General features: G+C 66.4%; 16 protein-coding genes and 1 other RNA gene. 9 read left to right on the forward strand and 8 right to left on the reverse strand.

What is annotated here, in order from left to right; all coding sequences use genetic code 11:
- Window positions 1-307: 307 nt before the first annotated feature.
- The 4 genes from thrC to ACEWQ0_RS04915 all read right to left on the reverse strand — a co-directional run bounded on the left by thrC (window position 308) and on the right by ACEWQ0_RS04915 (window position 4,141).
- Window positions 308-1,624, reverse strand: coding sequence for a threonine synthase (gene thrC / locus ACEWQ0_RS04900; protein WP_476484691.1), 1,317 nt, complete (start codon window positions 1,622-1,624; stop codon window positions 308-310).
- Entirely contained in the window at window positions 1,621-2,571 is a 951-nt protein-coding gene (locus ACEWQ0_RS04905) for a homoserine kinase (RefSeq protein ID WP_476484692.1), read from the reverse strand. Before ACEWQ0_RS04905 ends, thrC begins: the two co-directional genes overlap by 4 nt.
- Entirely contained in the window at window positions 2,568-2,864 is a 297-nt protein-coding gene (locus tag ACEWQ0_RS04910) for a hypothetical protein (RefSeq protein ID WP_476482120.1), read from the reverse strand. Before ACEWQ0_RS04910 ends, ACEWQ0_RS04905 begins: the two co-directional genes overlap by 4 nt.
- A gap of 239 nt (window positions 2,865-3,103) precedes the next feature.
- A complete protein-coding gene (locus ACEWQ0_RS04915; RefSeq protein WP_476482119.1) occupies window positions 3,104-4,141 on the reverse strand; it encodes a YeiH family protein in 1,038 nt (345 codons plus the stop codon).
- A 100-nt stretch (window positions 4,142-4,241) separates the two neighbouring features.
- Here ACEWQ0_RS04915 and rsmI point away from each other — a divergent pair, with 100 nt between their 5' ends.
- The 7 genes from rsmI to prmB all read left to right on the forward strand — a co-directional run bounded on the left by rsmI (window position 4,242) and on the right by prmB (window position 9,513).
- Entirely contained in the window at window positions 4,242-5,111 is an 870-nt protein-coding gene (rsmI, locus tag ACEWQ0_RS04920; RefSeq protein WP_476484693.1) for a 16S rRNA (cytidine(1402)-2'-O)-methyltransferase, read from the forward strand.
- A 191-nt stretch (window positions 5,112-5,302) separates the two neighbouring features.
- Complete coding sequence (locus tag ACEWQ0_RS04925) at window positions 5,303-5,707, forward strand: globin (RefSeq protein WP_476484694.1); 405 nt, start codon at window positions 5,303-5,305, stop codon at window positions 5,705-5,707.
- Between the two features lie 58 nt (window positions 5,708-5,765).
- Window positions 5,766-6,449, forward strand: a complete 684-nt coding sequence (locus ACEWQ0_RS04930) for a zinc metallopeptidase (protein WP_476484695.1) — start codon at window positions 5,766-5,768, stop codon at window positions 6,447-6,449.
- Between the two features lie 84 nt (window positions 6,450-6,533).
- Entirely contained in the window at window positions 6,534-7,175 is a 642-nt protein-coding gene (locus tag ACEWQ0_RS04935; RefSeq protein ID WP_476482115.1) for an SCO family protein, read from the forward strand.
- Window positions 7,172-8,017, forward strand: a complete 846-nt coding sequence (gene asd / locus ACEWQ0_RS04940) for an archaetidylserine decarboxylase (protein WP_476482114.1) — start codon at window positions 7,172-7,174, stop codon at window positions 8,015-8,017. Before ACEWQ0_RS04935 ends, asd begins: the two co-directional genes overlap by 4 nt.
- Before the next feature lie 74 nt (window positions 8,018-8,091).
- Window positions 8,092-8,446: RNase P RNA component class A (gene rnpB / locus ACEWQ0_RS04945), an RNA gene on the forward strand.
- Window positions 8,447-8,622: 176 nt separating this feature from the next.
- Window positions 8,623-9,513 (forward strand): 50S ribosomal protein L3 N(5)-glutamine methyltransferase, encoded by an 891-nt coding sequence (gene prmB, locus ACEWQ0_RS04950; protein ID WP_476484696.1) that lies wholly within the window; start codon window positions 8,623-8,625, stop codon window positions 9,511-9,513.
- 61 nt (window positions 9,514-9,574) lie between these two features.
- Here the strand turns inward: prmB and ACEWQ0_RS04955 are convergent, their stop codons facing one another.
- The 3 genes from ACEWQ0_RS04955 to rfaH all read right to left on the reverse strand — a co-directional run bounded on the left by ACEWQ0_RS04955 (window position 9,575) and on the right by rfaH (window position 13,551).
- Window positions 9,575-10,966 carry a nucleotide sugar dehydrogenase gene (locus ACEWQ0_RS04955; RefSeq protein WP_476482112.1) on the reverse strand — a complete coding sequence of 464 codons (1,392 nt, stop codon included), beginning with the start codon at window positions 10,964-10,966 and terminating at the stop codon, window positions 9,575-9,577.
- A 41-nt stretch (window positions 10,967-11,007) separates the two neighbouring features.
- A complete protein-coding gene (gene glmS, locus ACEWQ0_RS04960; protein ID WP_476482111.1) occupies window positions 11,008-12,840 on the reverse strand; it encodes a glutamine--fructose-6-phosphate transaminase (isomerizing) in 1,833 nt (610 codons plus the stop codon).
- 198 nt (window positions 12,841-13,038) lie between these two features.
- Window positions 13,039-13,551, reverse strand: coding sequence for a transcription/translation regulatory transformer protein RfaH (gene rfaH, locus ACEWQ0_RS04965; protein WP_476482110.1), 513 nt, complete (start codon window positions 13,549-13,551; stop codon window positions 13,039-13,041).
- Between the two features lie 206 nt (window positions 13,552-13,757).
- Here rfaH and ACEWQ0_RS04970 point away from each other — a divergent pair, with 206 nt between their 5' ends.
- Window positions 13,758-14,504, forward strand: a complete 747-nt coding sequence (locus ACEWQ0_RS04970) for an electron transfer flavoprotein subunit beta/FixA family protein (protein WP_476484697.1) — start codon at window positions 13,758-13,760, stop codon at window positions 14,502-14,504.
- Window positions 14,504-15,442: an electron transfer flavoprotein subunit alpha/FixB family protein gene (locus ACEWQ0_RS04975; protein ID WP_476482108.1), complete on the forward strand. Its 939-nt coding sequence runs from the start codon at window positions 14,504-14,506 to the stop codon at window positions 15,440-15,442. Before ACEWQ0_RS04970 ends, ACEWQ0_RS04975 begins: the two co-directional genes overlap by 1 nt.
- A 115-nt stretch (window positions 15,443-15,557) precedes the next feature.
- Here ACEWQ0_RS04975 and ACEWQ0_RS04980 read toward each other — a convergent pair whose 3' ends face one another.
- Window positions 15,558-19,187 carry a hydantoinase B/oxoprolinase family protein gene (locus tag ACEWQ0_RS04980; protein WP_476484698.1) on the reverse strand — a complete coding sequence of 1,210 codons (3,630 nt, stop codon included), beginning with the start codon at window positions 19,185-19,187 and terminating at the stop codon, window positions 15,558-15,560.
- Between the last annotated feature and the right edge of the window lie 672 nt (window positions 19,188-19,859).

Below are 19,859 nucleotides of genomic sequence, written 5' to 3' on the forward strand. Positions count from 1 at the left end.
GATGTAACGCCGACCTACGTCGTTCGTTCGACGGCGGCTTGACGTTGACCGCCGAAGACGACCTTTCCGATCGGTTCGCCCGTTGCTCACGCATGATCCGGTCCGTTACGTTGTCCGTCGGCGATGTAACGCCGACCTACGTCGTTCGTTCGACGGCGGCTTGACGTTGACCGCCGAAGATGACCTTTCCGATCGGTTCGCCCGTTGCTCACGCATGCTCCGGTCCGCCGCGTTGTCCGTCGGCGATGTAACGCCGACCTACGTCGCTCGCTGGCGGTTTGACGTTGACCGCCGAAGTTGGTCGCGGTTACATCCGCGACGGGCGACGTAGCGCGGCCTGCAAGGCGCTGTAATCGGATGTCAGCTTCTCGGCGTGGCTCGGCTGCTGCAGCAATGCGGCGAGTGCCTCGGGTGGTGGGATCTGGCGGCCGAGCAGTGGCTCGACGACCTGTTCGAATTTGGCGGGATGGGCGGTGGCGGCGATCAGGGCGGGGCGGTTGTTGCCGGCCTGGCGGCGGTCGTCCAGCGCGGCCATGGCGCAGGCGGTGTGGGGGCACACGGCCAGGCCGCGTTCGCGGTCGGTTTTGACGATCGTCTCGCGGATGCGCTCGTCGTCGATGCTGACTGCGTCGATGCCGGCATCCCGGAGGTCGCGGTCGCGAAACAGCCAGGCCAGGCGCTCGAAGTTGCTGGGCGCGCCCACGTCCATGGCGTTGGCCAGGGTGGCGACGGCCTTTTGCGGGTCGAAGTTGCCGCCGGCGAAGTAGTCGGGCAGGCTGCGGTTGGCGTTGGTGGCCAGGGTGACCTGGCCGATGGGCAGGCCCATTTCGCGGGCCATGATGGCGGCCAGGGCATTGCCGAGATTTCCGGTGGGCACGATGAGGTCGATCGGCGCGCGCGTTTGGGCCGACAGCCGGCCTACGGCATGAGCGTAGTAGCTGATCTGCGGCAGCAGGCGGCCGATGGAGATGCTGTTGGCCGAGGTCATCGGTACCTGCTCGAGCAGCTCGCGGTCGCCCAGCGCGCGCTTGACCAGGCGCTGGCAGTCGTCGAAGTTGCCTTGCACGCGAAAAGCGCGCACGTTGTCGCCGAAGGCGCCGAGCTGATGCGCCTGGCGCGCCGAGACCTTGCCGTCGGGATAGAGCACGACCACGCGAAAGCCCGCGCGGCGATGAAACGCCGCGGCGACCGCGCTGCCGGTGTCGCCGGAGGTGGCGACCAGCACCGTGCGCTCGGGCGCGCCATCGGCGCGCAGCCGCGACAGGCTGGCGGCCAGGAAGCGGGCGGCGAAGTCCTTGAAGGCGGCGGTGGGGCCGTGGAAGAGTTCGAGCAGCCAGGCCGGCGCTTCGCTCTTTTCGCGCCTGGGAATGACGGTGATCGGCAGCGGCAGGTCGAGCGCCTCGCGGCAGATCCCGGGCAGCGCTTCGGCCAGCGCGCTGTGCGCAAAAAACGGCGCCAGAATGTGTGCCGCGGTCTCGGGCAGGGTCTGGCAGCCGGCCAGCGCGTTGGCATCAAGCGCCGGCAGGCGCTCGGGCACAAACAGGCCGCCGTCGGGCGCAAGCCCGCTGGTCAGCGCCTCGGCCAGGCCGGCCCGGGCATCGCCTGCGGTGCTGACGAACTTCACGCGGCCTCCGCCGGCGGCGCGTTGATCAATCGCGCGCCGGGCGCGTTCACCGGCGTGATCCAGGACTGTGATTCGAAACCGGCGCGCCGGAAGGCCGCGTGCATGGCACCGGCTGCCTGCGTCGTGCCTTCGGCGCCGTCGAACCAGGCGACCACCGTTGGCCCGGCGCCGGAGATCGCCGAGCCCAGCGCACCCGCTTCCAGGGCGGCTGCCTTGACCTGAGACAGGCCGGGGATCAGCGCGCTCCGGCGCGGCTCGATCATCACGTCGACCAGGCCGCGGGCGAGCCGCCGGACGTCGTTTTCATAGCAGCCGCAGATCAGCTCGGCCAGATGGGTTTGCTGGGCGACCACGGTGGCCAGGTCGAAAGGCTCGCGCAGGGCTTCGCGCGCCTTGCGGGTAGCCACGCGATAGTCGGGATGGACAACCACGGCGCGCAGCGAAGCCGGCACCGGCAGCCTGAGCAGCCCGTCGCGGGTGGCCAGCACCAGCCCGCCGAGCAGCTGCGAGCCCAGGTTGTCGCCGTGCGGGTCGCCGCTGGCCACCGCTTCGCCGGCCAGGGTGAAGGGATAGAGCGCCTTTGTCGGCAGCGGATTGTCCAGCAGCGCATTGGCGGCCACCGCGCCGGCCACCGCCGAGGCGGCCGAGCCGCCCAGGCCCGAGCACAGCGCAATGCCCTTGTGGATGCGCAGGCTGAGCCCGAAACCGGGATCGGTGGCCTCGAGCAGCGCCTGTGCGGCCACAGCGGCGGTGTTGGCGGCCGGATCCAGCGGCAGATCGTTGGCCAGCCCGGTGATCGCCTCGATGGTGACGCCAGGCTGTTCGGTGCGCGTGGCCGTGACCGTGTCGCCGGGGCCGTTGACGGCATGGCCGAGCAGATCGAAGCCGGAAGCCACGTTGCCGACGCTGGCCGGGGCGAAGGCGCTGGCGCTGTGAGAGCCGTTCAAAGCTTTGCTCCCAGGCCGCTGGCTACCCGCAACAGGTCGGCGAACACCCCGGCGGCGGTCACTTCCGGACCGGCGCCGGGGCCCTGCACGATCAGCGGGTTGTCGCGGTAGCGCTCGGTGGTGAAGGCGACCACGTTGTCGGTCAGCGCAATCAGCTTGTCAGTGACGCCCGCCATGGCTGAGACGACGAGCTGTGCTTCGTCAGCGCGGCTCTCGGGCAGGCTGGCGACCCGGTCGATGCGCTCGGCGTCCGCCAGAGAAGAGCCGCCGAACTTGTGGGCAATCCAGTGCATTCGTTTCAGCCCCGGGAGCTTCGCTAAGGACAGCATTCAAGTGTACTCGCGCTGCCGCCGCGGTGGGAGGGGAGGCTTGTTCGCTGGTTAGCCGGTTGGCTGGTTCGGTTCTCTATGGATTTGCGGAGCGGCTACCTCGCGAGACCTGTAGTGCTTATTAACCGTCAGTGTGCCACCCGAGCTTTCGGGGTACTGCCGCCCACCAATCCTCTCGGCGGCCTAACCAGTTAACCAGGCTTCTACCCGACCCACCACACGCCGATGCCGAACATCAGGGCCAGGGCGCCGATGGCGGCGGCGGCGGGTTTCCAGCCGTGGGCTTTCAGCTCGGAGGGCTGGACGGTGGTGGCCAGCGCGGCCATGGCCATGGCGAAGGCAAATACCGATATTTGCGAGACCACGGCCAGAAATCCGTTCCAGAGCGCGTTGTCGGGGCCGAGCAGGGCATCGACGCCGCTGCGCACGCCCGAGAGCAGGATGAAGGCGATGATGAACAGCGGCAGCTTGACCCGCGCGGATCCGGCTTCGTGGCGACGGGAATAAGCCCAGACCAGCCCCGGAACTACCACCACCATTCCGGCGTTGCGCATCAGTTTGGCCACGGTGGCCGCCACCAGTGTCCCTTCCGCCTCCCACGACTGCTCGTGCAGTGCCGCGGCGGCGGTGACCTGGGCGGTGTCGTGGATGGCCACGCCCATGACAAGGCCGATCTGTTGTGGCGTTTCCAGCAGGTGGCTCAGCGCCCAGGGATAGACCAGGGTGGCGGTCAGGCCGATCAGGGCCACGCAGGCGATGCCATAGCAGATTTCGTCGCTTTTCGCTTTTACCCCCGGTGCGGTGGCGGCGATGGCCGAAGCGCCGCAGATCGATGTGCCTGCAGCCAGCAGGATGGCCAGCCGCGGACTGGCGCCGGCGAACCGGGCCAGCAGCAGGCTTGCGCCCAGGCCGACCAGCACCACCAGCGCCACCAGCGGCAGGGCCTGTGCACCCAGCTCGCCCAGGGCGGCCAGGCTCAGCCGCAGGCCGATCAGGGCCGTGGCGATCTTGAGCAGCGGCCCGCGGGCGAGGTCGAGCCCCGGCTGCCATGCCGGTCGTCGTTGTGTGGGCCCGGCCAGCGCCAGCCCGGTCAGGATGGCCACCAGCATCATGTTCAGCGGCAGAGTGCCCACCGGCGGCGGCAGCATTGCCACCAGCCGAACGACCACCCAGGCGCCCACTGCGATGCCCAATGCGATCAGAAAACCGGGAAGCGCGGACGGTTTGGCCGAGTTCGCCATGGATCTTGTTGTCATGCGTCGAGAGCGAGATGGTAGGTTAACCGATGCGCGTGAGGCCGCCGCATTTATTTACACTCGGGACCACGGGGAAATTCAGCCCATGAACACGAAACAAGGCAGCGTCGAAAACCGGCCTCCCGGTGACCGCGGCACCCTCTGGGTGGTCGCCACGCCGATCGGGAATCTTGACGATCTCTCGCCGCGCGCGAGGCGGCTGCTGGCGTCGGTTCCGATCATTGCCGCCGAAGATACGCGGGTGACCGCGCGGCTGCCGCTGGAGCGCGAGGCGCATGCGGAGATGGTCAGCCTGCACGAGCACAACGAGGCGCGGGTGGTCGAGCGTTTGATCGAGAAGCTGCAGGCCGGTGCCGATCTGGCTCTGGTCAGCGACGCTGGCACGCCGCTGATTTCCGACCCCGGCTATCGCCTGGTGGCCGCTGCCCATGATGCCGGCGTTGCGGTACGCAGCGTGCCGGGCCCCTGTGCCGCCACCGCGGCGCTGTCGATCGCCGGCCTGGCCACCGATCGCTTCTGGTTCGAGGGTTTTCTTCCGGCGCGCACGGCGGCTCGCAGAAAGCGCCTGGGCGAGCTCGCCGGGCAGACGGCCACGCTGGTGTTCTATGCACCGGCGCGCGATCTGCCGGCCGTGCTCGCAGACATGGCCGTTGCCTTCGGTGCCGAGCGCCGCGCCACGCTGGCGCGGGAGCTGACCAAGCTGCATGAAACCGTGCGGCGCGATGCGCTTGAGGCGCTGTCTGACTGGGTGACAGCCGATGCCAATCAGCAGCGCGGCGAAGCGGTGCTGGTAGTTGCCGGCAGCGACAGCGCGGCCCCGGCCATCGATCCCGACGCGCTGGCCGCAGAGTTGGCGCGCGAGCTTCCGCCGTCGCGCGCGGCGAAGGTGCTGGCGCGTTTGACCGGCCTGCCCCGGAAAGAAGCATTTGCCCTGATCGAAGCCCGGCGCAGGTAGAGCCGCATGCCGCGGAGGCATCCTCTTCACAGCTCCCGAGCCGGGGTCTTTTCGGGTGGCGGCGCCAGTGGAATGACGCCATGGAGGATTATCGTTTCCGCCCGTGGGTCTTGATTTTGATTATGGTCAAGAAGCTACCGTTGCGGCGTCGCTAACATTCGCACTCACTCATATTTCCAACGGCAACCGAGATGTCCGAGACCTACCAGGACGTACAGGCCAGTTATGGCCGCTGCACCCGCAAGCGCGGTTTCATCACGCGGTTCTACGAGCTGCTGCTGCAAAGCGATCCGCGCATGGTGCCGATGTTTGCCCACACCGATTGGGTCAAGCAGAACAAGATGCTCCGGCGCGGCATCAGCATCGCGCTGACCTACGCCGGCGGCTCGAATATCGTCGAGCGCCCGCTCAAGGAGATGGCCGATGTGCACTCGCGCAAGGGTCGCGCTCCGGTCAAGCCCGAGCTCTACACCTACTGGCGCCAGAGCCTGTTGCAGGCGGTGAGAGAGCACGACGACCGCCTGACGCCGCAGCTCGAAGCCCGTTGGGCCGAAGCGCTGAAGAAGACTACGGATTTCTTTGTCCAGCGGTATTGAGAACGGCGCCTGCTAAACTTCCCTCCCCACCCAACGCCATCCAAGGCAACCGGCGCCCATGCCCGTCATTGTCCTCGCCTTCGTCGCCGCGATCGTGTTTCTGCCGCAGTGGTGGGTCAAGCGTGTACTGGCGAGGTACCGCCGCCCGGCTGATCGTTATCAGGGCACCGGCGGGGAGCTGGCGCGGCATCTGCTGAAGCGGCTGGGGCTGGAATCGGTGGGCGTGGAGCGCACTGACTCGGGAGGCGATCATTACGATCCCGATGACCGGATGGTGCGGCTGAGCCCGGAGCATCACGACGGCGCCTCGCTGACGGCGGTTACGGTTGCCGCGCACGAGGTCGGCCATGCGATTCAGCACGCCGATGGCTATCGTCCGCTGTTGTGGCGCACGCGCCTGGTCAAGGGCATGCAGCGTTTTCAGCGTTTCGGCATGGTTCTGCTGGTGCTCGCGCCGGTCATCATGCTGGCGCTGCGCCTGCCGCGCGCCGGGCTGACGCTGCTGGCGATGGCGGTGGCCTCGCTGGCCTCCGGCGTGATTGTGCATCTGGTGACCTTGCCGACCGAGTTCGATGCCAGCTTTCGGCGCGCGCTGCCGCTGCTGGAAAAGGGTGGTTATCTCAAGCCCGATGATCGCTGGGCCGCCCGTCGTATTCTCACCGCCGCCGCGCTCACTTACGTCGCCGGGGCCCTGATCGGCGTGGTCAATTTCTGGTGGTGGATGAGATTGCTCGGGCGCTGATGCCTCCGCTGATGAAGGCCATCGATTGCAAGCAGGCGTGTTCGGGGATGGGTCGCGTCGCCTCGCCTTCGATATAATTGCGGCATGACTCGATTGAATTTCCCGCGTGCCGCTTCCGGTCGCATTTTCCTGATCGTCGTGATTGCCCTGGCGGCGATTGCCGGCGGCATTGTGGTTTCTTCCATGCTGTTCGAGCGCTCGCAGGAGCTCAGGGCGGCGCAGGCCTTTCCCGAGACCCGGCCGCTGCCGGACTTCGAGCTGCGCACGGCCGCGGGTGGGGAGCTCACGCACGCAGACCTGCAGGGGCAGTGGTCGCTGCTTTTCTTCGGCTTTACCAACTGCCCGGACATCTGCCCGGATACCCTGGCGATGCTGCACTCGGCAATCAGCAGCCTCGACACCATGGGCGCCACCTCGAAGCCGCAGGTGATTTTTGTTTCCGTTGACCCCGGACGCGATGACGCCGAAGCGCTGGGCGAGTACATGCGCTCGTTCGATCCGGACTTCATCGGCGCCACGGGCGGTGAAGAGCAACTCCGCAAGCTGACCCGCAGCCTGGGCATCTACTTTGCTCTGGACGAGCCCGACCCGGACTCGGGGTTCTACAGCGTGGATCACTCGGCCTCCATTCTGATCATCGATCCGCAGGGTCGACTCTACGGACGCTTTTCGCCGCCGCTGGATCACCAGGCGGTTGCCGCCGATCTGTTTGCGCTGACTCGATGAGACCGCCGCTGTCTCTGCGGCTGCTGGTCTGGCCGCAGCATGTCGTGCCGCAGAAGCTGCTCACCGCCATCGCCTGGCGGTTGTCGTCGTGCCACTGGCGCGTATTCAGCCAGCCTTTCATTCGCGTGTTCATCTGGTTGTTCGGCGTCGATCTGGCCGAAGCCAAGCGCAAGCAGCCGGCCGAATATGATTGCTTCAACGACTTCTTTACGCGCTCGCTGAGCCCGTCTGCGCGTCCGATCGCTGCCGGAAAACACCGCCTGGTCTGCCCATCCGACGGCACCGTCAGTCAGCTCGGGCGCCTGCGCGGCGATACCATCCTGCAGGCTAAGGGCATCGACTACACCGCCGCCAGACTGCTTGGTTCGGCCGAGCGTGCGGCGCCCTTTGAAGATGGCCACTTCGTCACCGTCTATCTGGCGCCCAAGGACTACCACCGCGTGCATTCGCCCGTTGCCGGGCGCGTGGTCGAGGAGGTGCGCGTACCCGGCCGGCTGTTCAGCGTTTCGGCCAATACCACCCGGGCCGTGCCGCAGCTGTTTGCCCGCAACGAGCGCATGGTCGCCATGCTCGAAACCGACCATGGGCCGGTGGCGGTGGTCATGGTGGCGGCCATGCTGGTTGCCGGCATCGAGACCGTCTGGGGGGGTCCGACCGATCGCCGCCCGGGCCCGGACGTGCGCAGCCGCCGGATTGACGGCCATGAGCTGGCTCGCGGCGGCGAGCTCGGGCGTTTCCACTGGGGTTCGACCGTGATCGTGCTCACGCCGCCGGACTTTCCGGCCTGGGTGCCGGGGCTTTCGCCGGGCAGCCGTGTGCGTATGGGCCAGGCGTTGACCTGAAGCGCAGGGAAGCCGGGCAGCCAGCTAATCAACCAATCAACCAAATCGCCAATTCGGTGTCATAATTGGTTACGAGAGCCGGCTGGACAGTCGCTGTGCCTGCATGGCATGGAGGAAAGTCCGGGCTTCGCAGGGCAGGGTGCCAGGTAACGCCTGGGCGGTCCGATCAGGGCCGACGGAAAGTGCAGCAGAGAGCATACCGCCGATGGTCGGAAACGACACAGGCAAGGGTGAAAGGGTGCGGTAAGAGCGCACCGCGCGGCTGGCAACAGCCGCGGCACGGCAAACCCCACCCGAAGCAAGGCCAAATAGGGGTGCAACGGCGCGGCCCGCGCTGCACCCGGGTAGGCTGCTAGAGGCGGCTGGCGACAGCCGTCCCAGACGAATGACTGTCCTCGACAGAACCCGGCTTACAGGCCGGCTCTCACCTGATTCTTGTTTGCTGGTTAGCTTGTTGGCTGGTTGGTTCGGCGCAGCCGCCCACCGAACCTCCCGGCTGCCGAACCAGCCAACCAGCCAACCAGCCAACCAGCCAACCAGCCAACCAGCCAACCAGCCAACCAGCCAACCAGCCAACCAGCCAACCAGCCAACCAGCCAACCATAATGCCTGCTCCCACCATCGAACCCCTCATCCGCGCCGCCGCGGCCCGCATGGAAGCGGCCGGTCTGTTCTTCGGTCACGGCACCGACAATGCGCTTGATGAGGCCTGCTGGGCGGCATCGTGGGCTTTCGGCCTGCCGCCGGACTTTGGTGATGACGCCCTGAACATGGAAGGTTCGCCAGCGCAGCGCGAGCGCTTCGATGCCTTGATCGCCGAGCGTATCGCAACGCGCAAACCGCTGGCCTATCTGATCGGCGAGGCCTGGTTTGCCGGGCTGAAGTTCCTGGTTGACGAGAATGCGCTGGTGCCGCGTTCACCGCTGGCGGAGCTGATCGTCGACGGATTCGCGCCCTGGGTGGATCCGGAGCGGCTGCGACGGGTGGTGGATGTGGGCACGGGTTCGGGCTGCCTGGCCATCGCCACGGCGGTTTACTGGCCCAAAGTGACGGTCGACGCGGTGGATGTCAGCCCCGGAGCGCTTGCCCTGGCGCGGCGCAATGCCGAGCGTCATGCGGTGGCCGAGCGTGTGGAGGTGATCGAGTCGGACCTGCTCGACGCTCTGAAAGGACGGCGTTATGACGTGATTCTGGCCAATCCACCGTACGTTCCGACCGCCTCGATGGCTGAACTGCCCGAGGAGTATCACCGGGAGCCTGCCCTGGGCCTGGAGGCCGGTGAAGACGGCCTGGATCTGGTGCGCCGCCTGCTTGACACCGCCGCCGATCATCTCGAGATCGAGGGCGTGCTCATCATTGAAGTCGGCGAGGCCGCCGCAGCGCTTGAGCATTTGCTGCACGAGCGCCGGATCGAGTTCACCTGGCTGGAATTCGAGTTCGGCGGGGATGGCGTGGCCCTGATCGAGGCGGAGGCGCTAGGCCGGATGCCGGCTTGATGCTGAACGCACAGGCAACGCAAGCTGCGCATCCATATGTCACGGCGGCTGTGGGTGCCGATTACAGGCGGGCGTTCGTGATTTCCGGCGGCAGGGCGCTCTTGAGGTCGTAAATGACGCTGTCGGCTTTCAGCCATTGCTTGATGCCGGGATTGGCCAGGTCCCTGAATTCGCTGTGGGCAACGCAGAGTATGGCGCCATCGTAAGCGTCCGCCTGGGGCTGAGCGGTCAGCTCGAGGCCATATTCCCGCTTTGCTTCGGCCGGGTCGGCCCAGGGGTCGTGGATGTCGACCTGAAGGTTGTAGCCTTTCAGGGCCTTGATCACGTCGACGACGCGGGTGTTTCTCAGATCCGGGCAGTTTTCCTTGAAAGTCAGGCCCAGGATCAAGACCCTGGCCCCTGGCCGGTAGCAGCTGCGGGCGGCCATCAGCTTGATCATTTCGCCGGCCACGAACTGGCCCATGCCGTCGTTGGTGCGGCGGCCCGACAGGATCATCTGCGGATGAAAGCCGATTTGCTGGGCCTTGTGCGTCAGGTAGTAGGGGTCGACGCCGATGCAGTGTCCGCCAACCAGCCCGGGCTTGAACGGCAGGAAGTTCCACTTGGTGCCGGCCGCTTCCAGTATCGAGGTGGTGTCCAGGCCCATGCGGGCGAACAGCATGGCCAGTTCGTTGACCAGCGCGATATTGACGTCGCGCTGGGTGTTTTCGATGACCTTGGCGGCCTCGGCAACGCGGATCGACGCCGCCTTGTGGGTGCCGGCCGTCACCACCGAGGCGTAGAGGCTGTCGATGAGGTCGGCCGCCCGGGCGGTGGAGCCGCTGGTGACCTTGACGATGTCGGTGACCTGATGGGCCTTGTCGCCTGGGTTGATCCGCTCCGGGCTGTAGCCCACGAAAAAGGTATCGGAGGGGGCCCCGGTCGGCTCGTCTGCGGCCTGGCCGGAAGCGAGGTCGAAACCATCCCGGCCCGCCGCGTCCGAGGCGCAGCGAAGGCCGGACTCGCGTTCGAGAATGGGAACACAATCTTCTTCGGTGCAGCCGGGGTAGACGGTGGACTCGTAGATGACGATATCGCCGGGCTGGATGACCTTGCCAACAGTCTTGCTCGCGGCCAGCAGCGGGCGCAGGTCGGGGCGTCGGTAGGCGTCGATGGGCGTGGGGACGGTGACGATGTAGACGCGTGCCGCGGCCATGTCTTCAGGGTTGCTCGTCGTTTGCAGCTTGTCGCTGACGGCCTCGAGCTGCCCGGCTTCGACCTCGCGGGTGGTGTCCTGCCCCGCCTGCAGTTCGGCGATGCGGGACGCCTTGATGTCGAACCCGATGACCGGGTGTCTTTTCGCGAAAGCCACGGCCAGCGGCAGGCCCACGTAGCCCAGCCCGATGACGGCGATTGTGGCGTTGCCGGCGGTCAGGTCGGCCTGGAGTTCATCGAGCGACAGGTTGGCGTTCATTCGCGGTGGTCGTTGTTGTTGTCAGTTCGCTGATTTGCTGATCATTCTACCGTGACCGACTTGGCCAGATTTCTCGGCTTGTCGACATCGGTGCCCTTGAGCAGGGCAACGTGATAGGCCAGCAGCTGCAGGGGCAGGGTGGCGATGATCGGGCTGGTGCTGCAGTTCATGCCCGGCACCCGCAGATTGGTGACGCCGTCGCCGTCCTGCATGTCCACGTTTTCGGCGATGAAGTTGATCAGCTGGCCACCGCGGGCGCGGACCTCTTCCAGATTGGACCGCAGCTTGCCCAGGAGGTGGTCATCGGGGGCCACGGTGACCACGGGCATTTCTTCATCAACCAGGGCCAGGGGGCCGTGCTTGAGTTCGCCGGCTGGGTAACCTTCGGCGTGGATATAGCTGATTTCCTTGAGCTTGAGTGCGCCTTCCAGGGCAATCGGAAAGTGAGTGCCGCGGCCCAGGAACAGGGCGTGCTGCTTGTCGATGAACTCTTCGGCCATCTCCGTGATGGCCGGTTCGAGCGCCAGCGTGCTGGCCATCGTTTCTGGCAGAGCCCGCAAGGTTGCCGTCGCGCGCTTTTCTGCCGCCGGGTCGAGCAGGCCGCGAGCTCTGCCCAGCGCCAGGGCAAGCCAGTACAGCGCGGCCAGCTGCGTCGTGAACGCCTTGGTGGAAGCCACGCCGATTTCGATGCCGGCCCGGGTCAGCAGCCGCAGGCCGGATTCACGCACCAGGGTGGAGCCGGGCATGTTGCACAGGGCCAGGGTCTGCAGGTAGCCGCTCTCGTTGGCAAAGCGCAGCGCGGCCAGCGTATCGGCGGTTTCCCCGGACTGGGAGATGCCGATGAACAGGGTCCCGGGAGGGGCGACCGGCTGGCGATAGCGATATTCGCTGGCTACTTCCACGCTGACCGGAATGCCGGCGAGAGTTTCGATCCAGTAGCGCGCAACCAGTCCGGCATGGTAGCTGGTGCCACAGGCAATGATGTGGATGTTCTCCACCCGCGGGAGGATGGCATTCGCTTCCGGGCCCAGGGATTCGGTCAGCACGCCCTGAGTGCCGAGCTTGTCGGCCAGAGTGTTGGCCACTGCCTCGGGCTGCTCGTGAATTTCCTTGAGCATGAAGTGGCGATAATCGCCTTTGCTGGCCACCTGATCATCGTGGGCATAGCGTTCGGGTTCGCGCTCGATGGTCTGGCCCTGAAGGTCGAACAGCGAGACGCCATGGCGGTCCACCCGTGCGAGGTCGCCGTCTTCCAGGTGGATGAAACGGTCCGTGACCTGAAGCAGCGCCAGCGGGTCGGAGGCGACGTAGTTCTCCTCGGTGGACACTCCGATGACCAGCGGTGACCCCATGCGCACCAGATACAGGGCCTCTGGCTCGGCCGGGGAGATTGCCGCAATGGCGTAGGCGCCCTCCAGGCGCGCAGTGGCGCGGGAAAACGCGGTGACGAAATCCCGCTGCTGATCCATTTCGCGAGCAATCAGGTGGGCCACCACTTCGGTGTCGGTATCGGAGGTGAACTGAAAGCCCGCGGTCTGCAGCTCCTCGCGCAGGGCGGTGAAGTTTTCGATGATGCCGTTGTGGACAATCGCCAGGCGCTGCCCCGAGCGGTGCGGATGGGCGTTGGTTTTGGTGGGCCTGCCGTGGGTGGCCCAGCGGGTGTGGGCAATGCCGGTATGCGACTCGAGCGCGTCGCCGGCGAGCGCGCTTTCCAGCGCCTCGACCTTGCCGACGGCCCGGCGGATCGCGATGCCGTCGCCGTCGAGCACGGCGATACCGGCGGAGTCATAGCCGCGATACTCGAGGCGCCTGAGGCCTTCAAGCAGAATGGGAGTGATATTGCGCGCCGCTGTGGCGCCTACGATTCCGCACATGGGGGTTGGGTTCGTCCAAGTGTGTGTTTTTGGCTATCGGTGTTCTGGGTTTCGGACCTGTTGCCACTGGAGGCAGTTGGCTGGTGAGCTGGCTGGCTGGTTAAACCAGGCCTTGCTCGCAGGATTTGTATTATGCCAGCACTTCGGCAGAATCACTGCAAACCAGCAAACCAGCAAACCAGCAAACCAGCAAACCAGTCAGACAACCTTCCGAATGCTGTCAGCCGGCAGTTCCACCCGGCGTTCCTGCTCGAGCAGCTTGAGCAGGATGACCACGCGCTCCTTGCCGCAGCGGGTCTGGAAGACGGCGCGCATGCCGGCCATGGCGCCGTCGGTGATCTCGACCGGATCGTTGGCGCGAAACTCCATCGCCTCGCTCATGTCGATGGCGCCGAAATCGCCGTGCCGGCGCCGGAGGAGTTCGATGAGCTCGTTCGGTACGGCCGGAACGCGGCTGCCGAAGCGCACCAGACCAATCGCGCCCCGAGTCGAGCGGATGGTGCTCCAGTCGTCGGCGTGCGCACACAGATAAGCGAACAGGTAGCGCGGAAACATCGGCTGAACGAGCAGGCGCGAGCTGCCCCGCGAACGCCTGCGCGCACGGATACGTGGCAAGAACACCTCGAAGCCCTGATTCTCGAGGTGGGCTTCGGCTTTTCTTTCCTGGCCGGGCTTGCAGAAAACCGCCCGCCACATGCGCTGCTGTTGCATTTCCTCGGTGCCCCGTTTACCTGTTTTTGTCCCGCTTTCGCCAACCACAGGATACATCAGCGGCAATCACCGCGGAAGGCGAAAGACGCCGAGCCGTTAGTGCGGCTCGACCGCTGGGGCCCATGGATTCCACCCTTTTTCGACGCTCTGACCCGTTACAATAGTGCGCTGTATCGATTTCCCAGTCCCAAACAGGAAGTTCGCTCATGAAGATTCTGGTCACTCTCAAACGAGTGGTGGACTACAACGTTCGCGTGCGGGTCAAGAAAGACGGCAGCGGCGTCGAGACCGACGGCGTGAAGATGTCGATCAACCCGTTCGACGAGATTGCGCTTGAAGAAGCGCTGCGCATCAAGGAGCGCGGCGAGGCCGAGGAAGTGATCGTGGCCTCCATCGGCGGTGACGAAGTGCAGCAGCAGCTGCGCACTGGCCTGGCCATGGGCGCCGACCGCGCCATTCAGGTCAGCGCCGACGGTGACGTGCAGCCTCTGACAGCGGCGCGCACCTTTCTCAAACTGGTCGAGAAGGAAGAGCCGGGCATCGTCTTCCTCGGCAAGCAGGCGATCGACGACGACGCCAACCAGACCGGCCAGATGCTGGCCGCGCTGTGGGACCGGCCGCAGGCGACCTTTGCCTCGAAGGTCGAGCTGGCCGACGGCAAGGCGACCGTGGCGCGTGAGGTCGACGCCGGGCTCGAGACCATCGAGGTCGAGCTGCCGGCGGTGATGACTTCCGACCTGCGTCTCAACGAGCCGCGCTTCGTCAAGCTGCCGGAAATCATGAAGGCCAAGCGCAAGCCGCTGGAGACGCTGTCGCTCGACGAGCTGGGCGTGGAACGCGCCGGCGGCATCGAGGCTGTCTCTTATGAGCCGCCACCGCAGCGCGGCGGCGGCAAGAAGGTCGAAAGCGTCGACGAGCTGGTGTCCGAACTCAAGTCGAAGGGGCTGCTGTAATGTCCAGAATTCTGATCATTGCCGAACATGACGGCGAAACCCTGAGCCCGGCCACGGCCAAGACTCTGACCGGGGCGCTGGGCCTGGGTATTTCCGATATCGACATCGCGGTGTTTGCCGCCGACCCGTCGGGTGTCGCCGAACAGGCCGCGAAGCTCGAGGGCGTTACCCGGGTGCTGACCGTTGCACACGCTGACTTCGAGCACTTCCTGGCGGCCCGTCTGGCGCCGGAAATCAAGGCGCTGGCTGGCGACTACTCGCATATCCTCATGCCCTCGACCACCTACGGCAAGGACGTGCTGCCGCGCGCCGCTGCGCTGATTGGCGTCAACCAGGTCTCCGACATTCAGGAAGTCATCGACGAGCGCAGCTTCAAGCGCCCGATCTATGCCGGCAACGCCATCGTCACCGTCAAGGTAGACGAGGATCAGCCGGTGGTGGCCACCATCCGCACGGCCTCGTTTGCCGCGGCCGGCGAGGGTGGCTCGGCTGAGATCGAGGCGCGCGAGGCGCAGGCCGAAAACCCCGGGCACACGCGCTGGATCGGCGTTGAAGGCGGCGAAGGCGAGGGCCCCGACCTGGCCACCGCGACGGTCGTCGTCTCCGGCGGCCGCGCGATGGGCTCGACCGAAGGCTTCGACACGATCTATTCGCTGGCGAAGAAGCTCAACGCAGCCGTGGGCGCGTCGCGCGCGGCGGTGGATGCCGGCTACGTGCCCAACGAGCTGCAGGTCGGTCAGACCGGCAAGATCATTGCGCCAGACCTCTACTTTGCCGTCGGTATCTCCGGCGCCATACAGCATCTGACCGGCATCAAGGACGCCGGCACGATCGTGGCCATCAACAAGGACCCCGAAGCGCCGATCTTTGAAATTGCCGACTTCGGCCTGGTTGGCGATCTGTTCGAGCTGGTGCCGGAGCTCGAAGCCAAGCTCTGAACAAAAGCGGGGCCGATGCGTTACGGCCTGCGGCCTTCACCCATCCTGCGCGGACCGGGCCCTCAGGGGCGTAGACAACGCGGGATGCGTGGAGCGTCAGCGTAACGCATCGGTTTCATTCGTTTCCGAAGCCCCCGCCGCCGGGTGTTTGCAGCACGAGCAGGTCGCCGGCTGCGGCTTCGACGCGGTCGGTGCCGGCGAGGTCCTGCCTCTGGCCGTCCGCCTTTTCGATCCACGCCTTCCCGGTGTTGCCTTCGCCGCCACCCTCGATGCCGCTCGGCGCGATCTTTCTTGAATTGGCCAGGACAGCGACCGTCATCGGCTCGAGAAAGCGGATGCGGCGCTCGGCGCCGTTGCCGCCCTGCCATCGTCCGCTGCCGCCGGAGCCTGCGCGCACGCCGAAGGCTTCGAGCCTGACGGGGAAGCGGGTTTCCAGGATTTCGGGATCGGTCAGGCGCGAGTTGGTCATGTGCACCTGGACGGCATCGGCACCGGCGAAGCCCTGGCCGGCACCTGCGCCGCCGCACAGGGTTTCATAGTGCTGGTAGCGCTGGTTGCCGAAGGTGAGGTTGTTCATGGTGCCCTGGCCGTTGGCCAGCACACCCATGGCAGCAAAAAGGGCGTCGGCGACGACCTGGCTGGTCTCGACGTTACCGGCGACCACGGCGGCCGGATGCACGGGCGAGAGCAGGCTGCCTTCGGGGATGATCAGGTCGATGGGCGCCATGCAGCCGTCGTTCAACGGGATGTCGTCAGCCACCAGGGTGCGCAGCACGTAGAGCACGCAGGCGCGGGTGATGGCGCGCGGGGCGTTGAAGTTGTCGCCCGTCTGCTCGCTGGTGCCGGTGAAATCGATCCTTGCCCGGCGTGACTCGCGATTGACGGTGATGCTCACCTCCACCCGTGCGCCGTTGTCCATGCGCTTGATCCAGCGGCCGTCGGCCAGTTGACTGATTGCGCGTGCGACCTGCTCGGCGGCGTTGTCCTGCACGTGGCCCATGTAGGCGCGCACGACATCCAGGCCGAACTGTTCGATCATGCCGGCCAGTTCGTGCACGCCGCGGTGGTTGGCTGCGATCTGGGCGTGCAGGTCGCTGAAATTCTGTTCGAGATTGCGCACGGGATACTTGCCGCTGGTGAACAGGGCCTTCAGCGCGTCGCGGCACAGCTCGCCCCGCCGGACCGCGCGCATCGGCCCGATCAGCACGCCTTCTTCGTGAATGCTTGTGCTGTCGGGCGGCATGGAGCCGGGCGTGATGCCGCCCACGTCGGCGTGGTGGGCGCGGCTGGCAGTGTAGAACAGGATTTCCGCGCCACGGTCGTCGAAGCAGGGGCTGACCACGGTGAGATCCGGCAGGTGCGTGCCGCCGTTGTAGGGGTCGTTGAGCAGGAAAACGTCGCCGGGCTGCATGTCATCGGCGAAGGCGTCAATGACGGCACGCACGCTCTCGCCCATGGAGCCCAGGTGCACGGGCACGTGCGGGGCGTTGGCAACCAGTCGGCCGGCGGCGTCGAACAGCGCGCAGGAGAAGTCGAGGCGTTCCTTGATGTTGGCCGACCAGGCCGTCTGCTGGAGCGTGGCGCCCATGTGCTCGGCGATCGACATGAACAGGTTGTTGAAGACCTCCAGCAGCACCGGGTCGACCTGGGCGTCGGCGCGTAACGCGCGCTTCGATTCGGCGCGCTCGAGCAGCAGGTGGCCGTGGCGATTGAGCGCGGCGCGCCAGCCCGGCTCGACGACGACGGTGGAGTTGGGCTCGATAAGGATGGCCGGGCCGTCGATGCGCTGGCCCGCGGCCAGTTGGTCGCGACGGTAAACCGGCGTGTCGGCTCGGAGCTGGCCGTCCATGAAGGTTTCGACGCGCGCCGTTGGCTCGGCTTCTGGGCGGTTGGCCTCGAGTTCCGGCTCGGCGTCAAGCGCGCGGCTGTGGCCGATGGCCTCTACCAGACCGGCCTCGACCACCAGCTTGCGGTTGTCCATGGCGAAGCCGAACTGCCGTCGATGCGCCCGGTTGAATTCCCGGCTCATGGCACCGACTGCTCCGAAGGTCACCGGCAGACTGGTGTCCGTGCCGGTATAACGCAGGCGGCAGGTGGGCCGGATTTTGATGGCCGAGTTGTCGAAGCCCTGGTCATGCAGCTCTGCGATGGCATCGGCGCTGCTGTCGTCAAAAGCGGCGGTCAAACGCTCGGTCAGGGCGGCGTCGAGCGTTGCATTGACAGCAAACTCGCGGTGGGCGGTGACGTCGGCCAGGCCCATGCCATAGGCTGACAGTACGCCGGCGTGCGGGTGGATCAGAACGGTCTCGATGCCGAGTTCGTCGGCCACCAGGCAGGCGTGCTGGCCGCCGGCGCCGCCGAAGCAGATGAGCGCATAGCCGGTGACGTCGCGGCCGCGCTGAACCGACACTTTCTTGATGGCATTGGCCATGTTGGCCACGGCGATGCGCAAGAAGCCTTCGGCGACTTCCACCGGACGGCGGCTGTCCCCGGTGGCTGCGCGAATCTTGCGGCACAGCGCGTCGAATTGCTCGCGCACGGTTGTGGCGTCGAGCGCCTGATCAGCGACTGGGCCGAAGGTTTTCGGAAAGAAGTCCGGCTGCAGCTTGCCGAGCATCACGTTGCAGTCGGTAACCGTCAGCGGCCCGCCGCGACGGTAGCAGGCCGGGCCGGGGTCGGCGCCCGCCGAGTCCGGGCCAACCCGGTAGCGGCTGCCGTCGAAATGCAGCTTCGAGCCGCCGCCGGCGGCGACGGTATGGATTTCCAGCATCGGCACGCGGAGGCGCACGCCCGCAAGCACGGTCTCGAGGCTGCGCTCGAACTCGCCGCTGTAGTGCGACACGTCGGTAGAAGTGCCGCCCATGTCGAAGCCGATCACCTGCTCCAGGCCAGCCAGGCCGGCGGTGCGCACGCAGCCGACGATGCCGCCGGCCGGGCCCGAGAGGATGGCGTCCTTGCCGGCAAAGCTGGTCGCGTCGGTCAGGCCGCCGTCGGATTTCATGAACTGCAGGCGCACGTCACCCAGCTCGGCGGCAACGCGGTCGGCGTAGCGGCGCAGCACCGGCGAGAGATAGGCGTCGACCACGGTCGTGTCGCCGCGGCCGATGAAGCGGATCAGCGGACTGACGCGGTGCGAGAGGCTGACCTGTTCGAAGCCCAGCTCGTCGGCGATCTCGCCGATGCGTTGCTCGTGTTCAGGGTAGCGGTAGCCATGCACCAGAATCACCGCCAGCGCGCGTATGCCCTTCTCACGAAGCTCGGAGAGCTGTCCGCGCACGCGATCTTCGTCGAGTCGGATGAGTGTGTTGCCGCTGGCGTCGATGCGTTCGTCGATTTCGACGACTGCATCGCCAAGCTGCTCGGGCCGGCGGATGTCGAGGGCGAAGATATCGGGCCGGCTCTGGTGGCCGATCCTGAGTGCATCGCGGAAACCACGGGTAGTGACCAGGGCGGTGCGTTCGCCCTTGCGTTCAAGCAGGGCATTGGTGGCGACCGTGGTGCCCATGCGTACATGCTCGATTCGCCCGTCGGGAATCGCCTCGTCGGGGCGCAGGTTCAGCAGGCGCCGAATGCCCTCGATGGCCGCATCCTGGTACTGCTCGGGGTTGTCCGACAGCAGCTTCGTCGCGCGCAGGTCCCCGGCGGGCGTGCGGGCGATCAGATCGGTAAACGTGCCGCCGCGGTCGATCCAGAACGCCCACTTCGCGCTGCTGCGGGCTTCGGTTGGGTTGGTGGAAGTAGGCATGGGGTGACTTTAGCAGGGGTTCGGGCTCAAGATTCGGCGGCGATTGGCGTTGACCGGACCAGCGCAGGTCGGCGTTACATCGCCGACGGGCGAGGTGAGCGGTTCCGGGCGCGTGTGCGCTACGCGCGGTCGGGGTTGAAACGTCGTCCGTCGCGGATGTAACCGCAACCTGCGCGTGCTTGGCGGCAGGTGTGGCGTGTCGGGGGGATCCGGTGACGTGTGGCGGCGGGTGGTTTCGGCGCTGATCGGCTGCTGGCGGCCCGCGTAGGTCGACGTTACATCGCCGACGGGCGAGGTGAGCGGGTTTGGGCGCGCGTGAGCTACGCGCGGTCGGGGCTGCAATGTCGTCCGTCGCGGATGTAACCGCAACCTGCGCGTGCTTGGCGGCAGGTGTGGCGTGTCGGGGGGATCCGGTGACGTGTGGCGGCGGGTGGTTTCGGCGCTGATCGGCTGCTGGCGCCCCGCGTAGGTCGGCGTTACATCGACGACGGGCGAGGTGAGCGGTTCCGGGCTCGTGTGCGCTACGTGTGATAAGGGTTGAAAGGTCGTCCGTCGCGGATGTAACCGCACCCTACGCGTGGTTGGCGGCAGGTGTGGCGTGTCGGGGGGATCCGGTGACGTGTGGCGGCGGGTGGTTTCGGCGCTGATCGGCTGCTGGCGGCCCGCGTAGGT

It is taken from the genome of Wenzhouxiangella sp. YN9 (assembly GCF_056324165.1).

Excerpts from the sequence above, each read along its gene's own strand:
- rfaH (WP_476482110.1), bottom strand. The coding sequence starts at position 13,551 with ATGCAACAGCAGCGCATGTGGCGGGCGGTTTTCTGCAAGCCCGGCCAG.
- ACEWQ0_RS04935 (WP_476482115.1), top strand. The coding sequence starts at position 6,534 with ATGACTCGATTGAATTTCCCGCGTGCCGCTTCCGGTCGCATTTTCCTG.
- ACEWQ0_RS04980 (WP_476484698.1), bottom strand. The coding sequence starts at position 19,187 with ATGCCTACTTCCACCAACCCAACCGAAGCCCGCAGCAGCGCGAAGTGG.
- ACEWQ0_RS04970 (WP_476484697.1), top strand. The coding sequence starts at position 13,758 with ATGAAGATTCTGGTCACTCTCAAACGAGTGGTGGACTACAACGTTCGC.
- prmB (WP_476484696.1), top strand. The coding sequence starts at position 8,623 with ATGCCTGCTCCCACCATCGAACCCCTCATCCGCGCCGCCGCGGCCCGC.
- ACEWQ0_RS04930 (WP_476484695.1), top strand. The coding sequence starts at position 5,766 with ATGCCCGTCATTGTCCTCGCCTTCGTCGCCGCGATCGTGTTTCTGCCG.
- ACEWQ0_RS04955 (WP_476482112.1), bottom strand. The coding sequence starts at position 10,966 with ATGAACGCCAACCTGTCGCTCGATGAACTCCAGGCCGACCTGACCGCC.
- rsmI (WP_476484693.1), top strand. The coding sequence starts at position 4,242 with ATGAACACGAAACAAGGCAGCGTCGAAAACCGGCCTCCCGGTGACCGC.
- asd (WP_476482114.1), top strand. The coding sequence starts at position 7,172 with ATGAGACCGCCGCTGTCTCTGCGGCTGCTGGTCTGGCCGCAGCATGTC.
- ACEWQ0_RS04915 (WP_476482119.1), bottom strand. The coding sequence starts at position 4,141 with ATGGCGAACTCGGCCAAACCGTCCGCGCTTCCCGGTTTTCTGATCGCA.
- ACEWQ0_RS04910 (WP_476482120.1), bottom strand. The coding sequence starts at position 2,864 with ATGCACTGGATTGCCCACAAGTTCGGCGGCTCTTCTCTGGCGGACGCC.
- glmS (WP_476482111.1), bottom strand. The coding sequence starts at position 12,840 with ATGTGCGGAATCGTAGGCGCCACAGCGGCGCGCAATATCACTCCCATT.
- ACEWQ0_RS04975 (WP_476482108.1), top strand. The coding sequence starts at position 14,504 with ATGTCCAGAATTCTGATCATTGCCGAACATGACGGCGAAACCCTGAGC.
- ACEWQ0_RS04925 (WP_476484694.1), top strand. The coding sequence starts at position 5,303 with ATGTCCGAGACCTACCAGGACGTACAGGCCAGTTATGGCCGCTGCACC.